This is a genomic window from Acetobacter lambici, assembly GCF_011516885.1.
Lineage (GTDB): Bacteria > Pseudomonadota > Alphaproteobacteria > Acetobacterales > Acetobacteraceae > Acetobacter > Acetobacter lambici.
In genome coordinates, this window is record NZ_WOTD01000006.1 from 110,031 (window position 1) to 120,417 (window position 10,387).

The 10,387-nt window shown below is 58.7% G+C and carries 11 protein-coding genes; 7 read left to right on the plus strand and 4 right to left on the minus strand.

Annotated elements, in window-relative coordinates:
• The first annotated feature begins 10 nt into the window (after positions 1-10).
• Together GOB86_RS05210 and GOB86_RS05215 are read left to right on the plus strand one after the other, a co-directional pair.
• The gene (locus GOB86_RS05210; protein ID WP_165991301.1) at positions 11-2,077 is read left to right on the plus strand and encodes a lysylphosphatidylglycerol synthase domain-containing protein; all 2,067 of its coding nucleotides are present in this window, start codon (positions 11-13) and stop codon (positions 2,075-2,077) included.
• Between the two features lie 51 nt (positions 2,078-2,128).
• Positions 2,129-2,878, plus strand: a complete 750-nt coding sequence (locus GOB86_RS05215) for a MarC family protein (RefSeq protein WP_165991302.1) — start codon at positions 2,129-2,131, stop codon at positions 2,876-2,878.
• Between the two features lie 84 nt (positions 2,879-2,962).
• Here GOB86_RS05215 and GOB86_RS05220 read toward each other — a convergent pair whose 3' ends face one another.
• Positions 2,963-3,784 carry a 23S rRNA (adenine(2030)-N(6))-methyltransferase RlmJ gene (locus tag GOB86_RS05220; protein ID WP_165991303.1) on the minus strand — a complete coding sequence of 274 codons (822 nt, stop codon included), beginning with the start codon at positions 3,782-3,784 and terminating at the stop codon, positions 2,963-2,965.
• Positions 3,781-4,887: a tRNA (adenosine(37)-N6)-threonylcarbamoyltransferase complex transferase subunit TsaD gene (tsaD, locus tag GOB86_RS05225; RefSeq protein ID WP_165991304.1), complete on the minus strand. Its 1,107-nt coding sequence runs from the start codon at positions 4,885-4,887 to the stop codon at positions 3,781-3,783. Before tsaD ends, GOB86_RS05220 begins: the two co-directional genes overlap by 4 nt.
• A gap of 146 nt (positions 4,888-5,033) precedes the next feature.
• On the opposite strand from tsaD, the gene hemC reads away from it, so the two are divergent.
• Positions 5,034-6,110, plus strand: coding sequence for a hydroxymethylbilane synthase (hemC, locus tag GOB86_RS05230; protein ID WP_165991305.1), 1,077 nt, complete (start codon positions 5,034-5,036; stop codon positions 6,108-6,110).
• Between the two features lie 18 nt (positions 6,111-6,128).
• Positions 6,129-6,872, plus strand: coding sequence for a uroporphyrinogen-III synthase (locus tag GOB86_RS05235; RefSeq protein WP_165991306.1), 744 nt, complete (start codon positions 6,129-6,131; stop codon positions 6,870-6,872).
• Between the two features lie 60 nt (positions 6,873-6,932).
• Here the strand turns inward: GOB86_RS05235 and secB are convergent, their stop codons facing one another.
• Both secB and GOB86_RS05245 read right to left on the minus strand, forming a co-directional pair.
• Positions 6,933-7,430 (minus strand): protein-export chaperone SecB, encoded by a 498-nt coding sequence (secB, locus tag GOB86_RS05240; protein WP_165991307.1) that lies wholly within the window; start codon positions 7,428-7,430, stop codon positions 6,933-6,935.
• A gap of 137 nt (positions 7,431-7,567) precedes the next feature.
• Positions 7,568-8,086, minus strand: a complete 519-nt coding sequence (locus GOB86_RS05245) for a histidine phosphatase family protein (protein ID WP_165991308.1) — start codon at positions 8,084-8,086, stop codon at positions 7,568-7,570.
• 186 nt (positions 8,087-8,272) lie between these two features.
• Here GOB86_RS05245 and GOB86_RS05250 point away from each other — a divergent pair, with 186 nt between their 5' ends.
• The 3 genes from GOB86_RS05250 (at position 8,273) to GOB86_RS05260 (ending at position 10,274) form a co-directional block, all read left to right on the plus strand.
• On the plus strand, positions 8,273-8,953 hold the full coding sequence (locus tag GOB86_RS05250) for a Tim44/TimA family putative adaptor protein (protein ID WP_165991309.1): 681 nt from the start codon (positions 8,273-8,275) through the stop codon (positions 8,951-8,953).
• Positions 8,950-9,804, plus strand: coding sequence for a DNA methyltransferase (locus tag GOB86_RS05255; protein ID WP_253543645.1), 855 nt, complete (start codon positions 8,950-8,952; stop codon positions 9,802-9,804). Before GOB86_RS05250 ends, GOB86_RS05255 begins: the two co-directional genes overlap by 4 nt.
• Before the next feature lie 122 nt (positions 9,805-9,926).
• Positions 9,927-10,274: a heme-binding domain-containing protein gene (locus GOB86_RS05260; RefSeq protein ID WP_165991310.1), complete on the plus strand. Its 348-nt coding sequence runs from the start codon at positions 9,927-9,929 to the stop codon at positions 10,272-10,274.
• Positions 10,275-10,387 lie beyond the last annotated feature (113 nt).

Genomic DNA, 10,387 nt, shown 5'->3' on the forward strand with positions numbered 1-10,387 from the left:
ATGGCAGCAGATGACGCAGACGACCCAGCCCCCCAACCAGCAGCCTGACCTCCACGCGGGGGAGAAGGGATGGAAAAAAAGGCTGAGGCATCTGCCCCATCTGGTCGGGCTGCTGCTTATGGTGGCCGCCATTATTGTGGTGCAGCATGAGGTGCGGCACCTGAAAATGGCCGATATCCGGCAGGCCATGGAGGCTATTCCCGCCTTCCAGTTATGGGCTGCCGTTGGGTGTACGCTGCTTTCCTACTTCATCCTGTCTTTTTACGACCGGCTGGCCGCCATTCAGGTCGGGTATGGGCAACTGCCGTTCCGCAGGGCGGCGTTTGCGGCGTTCTGCTCCTATGTGCTGTCGCATAATCTTGGGTTTTCGGCGGTATCCGGGGCTGCGGTCAGGTATCGGCTGTACCGCAACTGGGGCGTTAACGCCTTTGCCATTACCCAGATTATTGCCTTCTGCTCCGCTACCTACCTATTGGGGGCGGCGGTCCTTATTGGCGCGGTTCTTATTCTGGAACCCGCTGTACTCCCCGGTATTGGCAACCGCGTACCTCAGGCACTGCTGGCCTGTATTGGCGGGTTGCTGTGGCTGATGGTGGCCGGATATATCGGGCTGGCCTTCCGGCTACGTGAGTTCCGGTTCCGTAAATGGGTGATCGCACTGCCATCCCCCCGTATGGCCATCATGCAGACTGTGGTGGCCACGGCGGAAGTGGCCGCGACCGCCAGCATAGCCTTTGTGCTGCTGCCCAAAGGGTGTGGGGTGGATTTTGGGTCTTTTCTGGCAATTTACATCGCATCCTATACGGCGGGTCTGGTTGCCAGCGTACCAGGTGGGTTGGGTGTATTTGATGGGGCCATGCTGCTGGCCCTTGGCCCGTATATGCCCGCTCCCCAGATTTTGGGTATGGTGCTGATCTTCCGGCTTTTTTATTACATTATTCCCCTCTTTATCGCCGGGATCATGTTTGCGGGGCATGAACTGTTTCTGCGTGGGGATGCAGCCCTTGCCGAAAAGAAAAACCGCAATCGTGGGGTGGATGCGCAGCTTGTCCGGCGTAGGCCCAGTCAGGTCGTGCGTGAGAGCGAAGCTGCTTTTTCCGTAGCAGTGGCAACGGGGACTGTCTCGTTATGCGGGGTGCTGCTGCTCTGTCTTGTGCTGATGGAGCCAGTTCCCAAGTTTTCCATGCTGCCCGATACGTTTGCTGGACTGGTGCATGTGGGGGGTAATTATCTGCTCTCGCTCATGGGGGTAGCACTCATCGGTCTGGCCATTGGTCTTTCCCAGCGGGTTACACTGGCCTGGCGGGGCGCTTTAGGGCTTTTGCTGGTGGCAACGGTCATGACCTTCCTGCGTGGGAACACAATTTTTGTGCCCTTTATGCTGGGTCTGTCCGCGCTGTTTATTGCGCCGTTCCGTAACTGCTATTACCGGCGCGCCAAATTGCTGAGTGAGCCGCTCTCGCTTTCCAATCTTTTGTGTCTGCTGCTGTTTTTTGGCTGCATTATTGCGCTGGCTACGCGCAATGCAGGGGCGGGTAGCTGGTGGCAGCTTATGCTGGCATCGCCCGCGCATGGGGCTGTACGCTGGACCGTGGCCCTTGCTGTGCTGCTTGCGCTGGTTGTGCTGGCCCGGTTGATGTGGCCTGCCCGTATTCCCATCCAGTCTTGGACAGAGGACATGGCCGAGCACTACAAAACGCTCAGACATGCCCTGCCCGATATTGCGGGCATGAAGCCCGAAGGCTTTGTGGAAGGGGAAGCGCGTGACGCGGTTATTCCCTTTATCTGCCGGGAGAACATGCTGATCGGACTGGGAGACCCCGCGGGCGAGGAGGATGACAGTATTTCGGCCATCTGGCGTTTGCGCGATCTGGCATTGCAGCAGGGGTTACGGCTGGCCTTCTGGCAGGTGGGGGACAGTTTTGTTCGCATATACAATGATATCGGGTTGAATGTCTGGCCGCTCGAAGATGGCAGCAATACCAACCTGTGCTACCCGCCGGGGGATATTGCTCTGGTATCGCGTTTTGTAAAAACCTATAAAGACAACAAGGGCGTAACAGGCGTTTCCTTGTAATCGGCGTTTGCGCGGGCAGCCGTTTTTTCTGTTGGAGTTCTGGGCGGGGTTATGTCGGTTCATCTTCCCGAGGTTCTGCTAAGCGGCAGTATGGTCAGGACTGGGGTTTCTTCCTTTCTGCTGGCGTTTCCAGCACTGTTCTCCATTGTTAATCCGTTTGGGGCTGCTCTTATTTTTGCGCAGGCTTCCGCTGGTCGTTCCCAGCGGGAGATCATGGCGCTGGCACGGCTGGTCTCTTTTTATTCCTTCATGCTGGTCATTGTCTCGTTATGGCTGGGTGGGATCGTACTGGCGTTTTTTGGCGTGACCGTTAACGCCCTGCGCGTGGCGGGCGGTCTGGTAGTGGCCGTACGGGCATGGGACTTGCTGCAAAGCCCCGAAAGTGTGGAAGCGCAAAAGGAAAAACAGGCCTTGCAGGGTGGGCGCACGGTTATGTCTCCCAACTGGGCGGATTCCGCGTTTTTTCCGTTGGCCATGCCGTTTACCGTGGGGCCGGGCACTATTGCGGTGGCCATTGCTCTTGGGTCCGGTTGCCCATCGGGTCATTCCTTCTGGGCGTATTCGGCGGGCACGACCTTTGCTGCCGTATGCGTGGTGCTTATTGTGTGGGCAGCCTATTCCAGTTCGGAAAAACTGGTGTCCATGCTGGGGGTGACCGGCACGCGTATTGTCAGTCGCATGGCGGCACTGGTTCTGCTGTGCATTGGCGTGCAGATTCTGGCCGCAGGCGTACAGGGCTTTGCAATGGATATGTGGCACAACCTGCTCAAGGACATTCCACACCCTGCCAAAAGTGCCTGAGAGGTTGTGGGAGGAGGGGAGCGTAAAGCGGTGTTTACGCTCCCCATCCTTTTGGATGGTGATCGGACGATTGTCCGGGTTGTTTTATTCAGGCACCAGTTCGCTCACCGTAGCCTCAAACGCACCAAGGGCAGTTTTTAGCCGATCGAGTTGCTGTTGGGCCTGTGTGGCAAACCCATAAGGGGGTTTGATCACCAGAAGCCCCGCGCCGTTAAGTGCATCGGGGTTATGTGGTGGGCGCATCAGCAATTCAGCAACCAGCACATTGCGGTGTCCGGCCTGCTCCACACTGGTATGGAACTGGCGCACGGGTGTTCTGTGTTTGATGGGGTACCATACCGCTATCATGCCAGCGGCAAAGCGGGTGTGAATGGTCTGTAGGGCTCCGGCCAGTCGGTCAAACTCTCCCGGTTCCTCAAACGGAGGGTCGATCAGCACAAGGCCGCGTTTTGCTGTTTTGGGCGGGAGCAGGGCGCGCAGGCTTTCATACGCATCGCGCTCGTGTACGCTTATGTTGGGCTGCCCTGCGAACAGGCGGTAGAGTGCCCGTTTATCAACCGGGTGTTTTTCGCAGCAGATCAACTGGTCCTGCGGGCGGAGCATAAGCGATGCAAGCAGTGGGGAGCCGGGGTAAAAGCGTGGCCCACCTGCCTTGCGCACCAGTTTCAGCCATGGGGTTAGCGGGCTGTCTGGTGCTTCTGCCCATAGCCTGCCAATGCCATTTTGGTATTCGCCGGTTTTTTCCGCCTCGGGGCTTTCAAGGTCATAGCGGCCAATGCCTGCATGGGTATCCAGCACCAGAAAAGGCGAGTCCTTGCGTAAAAAATGCTGGAGCAGGCTGACCAGCAGGCTGTGCTTCATGCAGTCGGCAAAATTGCCGGCGTGGTAGATGTGGCGGTAATTCATGCGGAGGTCTGACCGGGTTCAAAGCGCTGGGCCATGTCTTCCAGTGGCCAGCGCGGGCGTGGACGCAGGGTGGTATTGTTGGGAGCGGGTAGGCCGCGTTCGGCACTTTTGCGCCATGTTTCAAGCGCTGCCCAGCCGACCATAACGGCATTATCCGTGCAGAGTTTGAGCGGGGGCGCTGCAAAGCGCAGGCCTCGGCGTTGGGCAACGTCCTCCAGTCGGGCGCGCAGGGGGGTGTTGGCGGCAACACCACCAGCGGCCACCAGCAGCCGGGCCTGTGGCATCATGTCCAGTGCGTGGTTTATCCGGTCGGCCACCACATCGGCCACGGCCTGCTGGAAGGATGCAGCAAGGTCGGCTGCAAACTGGTGTGGGAGCGCTTCCTGACCGTAGGGTGCGAGCTTTTGCGCAATGGCGGTTTTGAGCCCGGAGAATGAGAAGTCACACCCCTGCCGGTGCAGTAGCGGGCGGGGCAGGGCTATGGCGTCGGGTTTGCCTTCACGCGCCAGTTTTTCCAGCGCCGGGCCGCCGGGCCAACCAAGGCCGAGCATTTTTGCAACCTTGTCAAATGCCTCGCCCGCTGCGTCATCTATGGTGCCGCCGAGCTTGCGGTAATGGCCCACGCCTTCCACCGCAATACACTGGCAATGCCCGCCCGAGACCAGCAACAGCAGGTAGGGGAAGGGCGCGCCGCCGGGCACAATACCGGGCAGGCGGGCGGTCAGGGCGTGGGCTTCCACATGGTTGACCGCAACAAACGGGACATTCAGCGCCAGAGCCAGCCCCTTGGCAAAGCTTGTGCCAACAATTAGCCCACCGATCAGCCCCGGTCCGGTGCTTGCGGCAATAAAGGCAAGGTCCGTGGTGGCCAACTCCGCATCGGCCAGTGTGGCCTCGACCAGAGCGGGCAGGAGGGCCAGATGCGCGCGGGCGGCTATTTCTGGCACCACGCCGCCAAAATCCGCATGTCCGTCTTGTGAGACAACACGCTGGGCAAGGCAGGTGCCATCGGGGGCCAGAATGGCGCAGGCGGTCTCGTCACACGAGGACTCAATGGCCAGAACCGGCCCGGCGGGCTGATGGGTGGCGGAAAGGTCACTCATGGACGCACCATAAAAAAAGCGGTATTCTTGCACGAATGCAACGGATGGGGAGGGGCGGAATGTTTTTCCGGTCGCGCAAGTTTTTCAGACCAGCCGGGCTTCATCGTATCTTGTCCTTTCTCCATTCCCGGTAATAGACACATCTTATGGATTCAGCCTACCCTTCCTCACCCGTCCTTTCTCCCGCTTTGCAGGAGGTTGCCGCGGAAGCTGCTGCACGCCAAAAAAAGGCGGGCAGTCATTCGGGACGTCACTCCCTGCCTTTGCGCGTGGGCACGCGTGGGTCTCCACTTGCGCTGGTCCAGACACGCGCCTTCCTGACCACGCTTACGCGCTTTTGCCCCGTATTGCGGGACATGAACGCGTTTCAGGAGCACCAGATCAACACCACGGGTGATCAGGTGCAGAACCGGCGGTTGGCGGAAATTGGCGGTAAGGGGCTGTTTGCAAAGGAAATTCATGAGGCGCTGGCCGACCGAAGGATTGATTTTGCAGTACACAGCCTGAAGGATCTGGAGACCACACTCCCCCCCGGTCTGGTGCTGGCCTGCACGCTCAAGCGTGAAGATGCACGTGATGCGCTGATCCTTGGCCCCCGGCTGGAACAGTCCGACCCGGATGATCCGTACTCGGCTCTGCCAGAGGGTGCGCTGGTTGGTTGTGCCTCCGTGCGCCGTCAGGCGCAGATGCTGCATGTTCGCCCTGACCTTAAATTTGGCCTGCTCCGCGGCAATGTGCAGACCCGACTCGACAAGCTTGCCGCCCGGCAGTGTGATGCCACCTTGCTGGCACTGGCTGGTCTGCGCCGCCTTGGCATGGCCGAGCGCGCCAGCATTGTGCTTTCTCCCACCGTTATGGTGCCTGCCGCCGGGCAGGGCATTGTGGGCGTTACGGTGCGTGAGGATGATGTTGAACTACGCGAACTCCTTGCCGCGATCGAAGATTACGAGGCCCGCGCCGTTGCCACGGCCGAGCGTGCCCTGCTGGCGGAACTGGACGGGTCATGCCGCACGCCAATTGGGGGCTATGCCCAGCTTATTCCCGTTGTGGCGGGTGACACGCCCAAACTGCACCTGACCGGCCTTGTTGCGCGGGAAGATGGGTCCTTCCTGCTCAAACGGAGCATGAGCGGCGCCCCAGAGGATGCGGCACGCCTTGGTCGTGAACTCGGATGCAGCCTGCGCAAGGACAGCCCTTCCGATATTTTTGAGGAAAACGCGTAAAAATATAGGCCGCAGCCCATGCACCCGCCGTCATTGCCGTCGTCGTCGTCGCGTGGCGTCATTATCACACGGCCGGAGCCGGGGTTGGGCGAGACGGCTTCCGCCATTGCCAGAGCCGGATGGGAGCCTGTTCTGGCACCGGCATTGCATGTGCAGGCCTGTGCTGTTGGGCATCTGCCACGCCGCCCTGCGGCATTGCTGCTGACCAGTGGGCAGGCAGTTGGAGTGGCCGCAAAAAATGTAAGCCTGTCCGTTCCTGTTTTTGCTGTTGGCGACCGTACCGCGCAAAAGGCGCGGGCCGCAGGCTTTGTTACAGTCTGTAGCGCTGGAGGCAACGCGCAAGCTCTTGTGCGCCTTGTGGTGGGGAATGGCACGCCTGAACAGGGGACTCTGCTGCTTTTTTCCGGTGCCGGGCAGGGGGTGGACCTTGCCGCCAGTCTGCGGAACCACGGCTTTAGCGTTGTGCGGCGGGTGGCGTATCGGGCGGAGGGGGTGGTGGAGTTTCCGGCTTCTGTCGTTCAGGCGTTACAGATGGAGCGGATTGCGGCCATTCTGTTCTTTTCAGCCCGAAGCGCACAAAGCTGGCTGAATGCTGTGCCAGATGGACGTATCTTGGCGCAGGTTATGGCGCTGCGTGCTGTTGTTATGTCCGATGTTGTGGCGCAGGCCCTGCATCAGGCGGGATGGCGGGGGCCGGTTATGGTTGCAGCCAGCCCGGATGCCCCTGCCATGCTGGCAGCCCTTGAGGCACTGAGGACATAAAAAAAACCGGCACCCAATGGGGCCGGGTTTTTTGTAAGGACAGCGTAAGCCGGGAGGGGCTTATGCGTGGCCTGCCGCTTCGGGGAATTCCGCACGGCGGCCCTGCCATAGAGCCACAAAGTCGATCGGCTGGAGCACAATGGGGGGGAACCCGCCATCACGCGTGACATCGCTGATGATATTCCGTGCGTAGGGGAAAATCAGACGTGGCACTTCAACCAGCAGGATCGGTTCAACCAGTTCGGGCGGCGGGTTGGTCAGCGTAACGACTGCGGCATAAACCAGTTCGGTCAGGAATACGGTGCGCCCGGCGGGGCCATTTTCCGTTTCCGGAGCTTCCTTGGCTTCGGCCTTGATGCTCAGAATGACCTCGTAAATCATCTGGTCATCCTGCAGGCGGTTGGCCTGCACATCAATGTTCACACCGATCTGGGGCTGGGCGCGCAGGGTGGCAAATATTTCTGCCCCTACAGGCACTTCAAAGGAAAGATCGCGCGTGTACTGGAGGTTAATGGCCAGTGGCAGGGCGGGCGGAACGGACTGGGCAGTATCGGACATTGATGACAGCTTCCTGCTCTCAAACGTATTGGGTTCCCTTAAGGCGGTAGCATGACCTGCGGGGTTAGCCAACACTCCAATCCGGGTGTGCCGGACCTGAGCGCGCCTTTGGGTGGTGGGGAGGTAGCGCGGTGTTTTTATGGTGAAAGGTGGAGCCAGTCCCCGTTTTCCAGACTTTGGCCACTGAGTTCGAGCAGGAACCACCAGTGTGAGACGACAAGTGTGTGTCCGTGTGGTTTTTTCTGCTGCATCTGCTCACGGAATCGTTGCGCGCGCCGGCTGAGTGCATGGTCGGATTCTGGTTGGGGGGACCACCATTTTTCTGGCAGATCGGCAAAGTCGAGGTGCGGCCAGTTCTGCGCCAGAACGGAGGCGGGGGAGCCTATGTCGCACGAATACATGCCCCGTTCGCGCACAAGGGGGGTAATAACGGGTGTGATACCCAGTGCGCGGGCAATGGGGGTGGCGGTTTGCAAAGCCCGTGTAAAAGGGGACACCAGAATATTGGTAATGTTCTTGTGGCGCAGTTCATCCACCAAAGCGTAAGCATGGTCCTGCCCATGGGCGGAAAGGGCCGGGTCCGGTACGGACGGGTCGCGCCCGCTCAGCCCATACAGGCGGTTGAACTCGCTTTCGCAATGACGCAGTATGATCATGGTGGCCTGACTGGTTTTTTTTTAAAACAGGAATGGTCTTTTACAAGGGCGGATGGGCTGGTATTCATTGTATCCGCGCTCAGTCATGACTATGTGATAACGAGAGCCCGAGGGAAAGTGCGCTTCCCTTAATAATATATAAACCTGCAAACGCTGTGTGCAGGTAGCTTGGTGGACGTTCAACAGATGGATTTTTCTCTCGACCACTTTCCGGTCGATCTGGTTCTTCTGGCTTTGGTAGCCGCTTTTCTGGCTCTGCGCTTGCGCAGTGTTCTGGGTAAGCGCGTTGGCATTCAGCCCCCCACCATGCCTGTGCCCCCCCGTGCGGAGGCAGCCCCGCGCATGGTGGAGAACAAGGTTGAACCCACAGGCCCCGCTGTTGAATATGACGTGCCCTCGCCCGGTACGCGGGTCGGGCAGTTGCTGACTGATATTCACCAGCAGGATACAAGCTTTACCCCCCAGCAGTTTTTGATGAGCGTGCAGACTGTTTTTGCGCAGGTTGTTGGAGCCTATGCGCAGGGCAACCGCGATGTGCTCAAAACCTACCTGACCCCGGCGGTCTATGCTTCGTTTGATGCGGCCATAACCACGCGTGAAGCCGCTGGACAAAAACAGCGGACCGATATTCAGGCCGTGCGTTCTCTGGCGATCGAGGATGTCCGTCTGACCCAGTTGGACGTCGGGCTTGGGGCTGCGGTTGATGTGCGCATTGTTTCCGACCAGATCAGTCTGGTGGAAGATCAGGCAGGTCAGCCCGTTACCGGCACGGACGCGGTGACCGAATTTTCGGATATGTGGACGCTTGAGCGCCTGCTGGGCGTTGGTGGCAGCGGTTGGCGTCTTGCGGCGGCGCGTAGTGCGTGAGTGCGCACACACCGGCCGAGGGTTCCCCAACGCCACCTGCACGGGCAAAGCGCTATAAGGTTGGTCGTCAGGACATTGTTCTAGGCGACTGCCTGCGCGCGTTGCGGCGCATGCAGGCGGAAACCGTGGATGTGATCGTAACATCCCCCCCCTATAATATTGGTCTGTCCTACCGGAGTTACCCCGACCGGAAGGAGGAAAACGAGTATCTGGACTGGATGGTGCAGGTCGCCACCCAGTTGCAACGGGTGCTTAAGCCCGATGGCTCGTTTTTCCTCAATATTTCAGGCTCGTCCGCCCAGCCGTGGCTGCCATTTGAACTGGCGGTGCGGTTGCGGGACCTGTTTGTGCTGCAAAACCATATTTCGTGGGTTAAATCCATTTCCGTGGGGGAGAACAGCTTCGGCCATTTCAAACCCATGAACAGCCAGCGCTACCTGCACCGGGGGCATGAACATCTTTTCCACTTCACACTTGGGGGGGATGTACCACTTGACCGGTTGAGCGCTGGGGTTCCCTACAAGGACAAAACCAACATTGCCCGCCGTGGCCACCGGCAGGACCGGCGGTGCCGGGGGGATGCATGGTTTATTCCCTACGAGACCGTGCGTGGCCGTGCGGAAAAATTTGATCATCCCGGTACTTTTCCCATAGCCCTGCCCGAGCAGTGCATTCTGCTCCACGGCAAACCCAAGGGCCGGGTGCTGGACCCCTTTATGGGCACAGGAACCACCCTGCTGGCTGCCCAACGCCTTGGGTGCAGTGGCATGGGCATGGAAATAGACGCGGAATACGTGGCCATAGCCCGCGCGCGGCTTATGCACGATCTGGTGAACAGCCCTGTAGCCTGATCGGTTTTATCTATTATTACGATAAAAATAATCGCTTTGACATTTTGATGTGCATCAAACACAACAGGCTCAAGAATGAATAAAACGTATAAGAGAAAGAAATAGAACCGGGGGATCGGGGTTTGAAACGTATATTAGTCTCTCTGGCAGGGGTGGGTTTGCTGGCATATGGCGGTACAGTTGCCTTTTTGCTGCATTACGACCATGTAACGGCAACGGAACTTCTGCCCGCATCACCAACACACAAAGACCCTGTTGCTCTGGCTGCATTTAATGCACTGAATGAAGCCCGCTGCGATTACTGCCACGCAACAGGGCGTGACCTGCCATTTTACTTCCGTTTGCCTGTAGCGAACACAATTATGGAGCGTGACCGCGACCAAGGGCTGCGTCATTTCCGTATGGAACCTGTTCTGCATGCGTTTGACGCGGATTTCTCACACTTGAGGCAATTTCAGGTCATTTTGTAGAGTTCAGTCATCCCACAGGAGCCCGATCTGGAATATTGACGATATTCTGCTTCTGGCGGCGGGTTCTGAACGCAGTGAGGGTGTCACGGCCTGAGAAGGCAGTGTTGGTGGAA

Coding starts and splice junctions, on each gene's coding strand:
- GOB86_RS05250 (WP_165991309.1), top strand. CDS start 8,273: ATGGATTTTTCTCTCGACCACTTTCCGGTCGATCTGGTTCTTCTGGCT.
- GOB86_RS05220 (WP_165991303.1), bottom strand. CDS start 3,784: ATGAATTACCGCCACATCTACCACGCCGGCAATTTTGCCGACTGCATG.
- hemC (WP_165991305.1), top strand. CDS start 5,034: ATGGATTCAGCCTACCCTTCCTCACCCGTCCTTTCTCCCGCTTTGCAG.
- GOB86_RS05215 (WP_165991302.1), top strand. CDS start 2,129: ATGTCGGTTCATCTTCCCGAGGTTCTGCTAAGCGGCAGTATGGTCAGG.
- GOB86_RS05235 (WP_165991306.1), top strand. CDS start 6,129: ATGCACCCGCCGTCATTGCCGTCGTCGTCGTCGCGTGGCGTCATTATC.
- GOB86_RS05245 (WP_165991308.1), bottom strand. CDS start 8,086: ATGATCATACTGCGTCATTGCGAAAGCGAGTTCAACCGCCTGTATGGG.
- GOB86_RS05210 (WP_165991301.1), top strand. CDS start 11: ATGACGCAGACGACCCAGCCCCCCAACCAGCAGCCTGACCTCCACGCG.
- secB (WP_165991307.1), bottom strand. CDS start 7,430: ATGTCCGATACTGCCCAGTCCGTTCCGCCCGCCCTGCCACTGGCCATT.
- tsaD (WP_165991304.1), bottom strand. CDS start 4,887: ATGAGTGACCTTTCCGCCACCCATCAGCCCGCCGGGCCGGTTCTGGCC.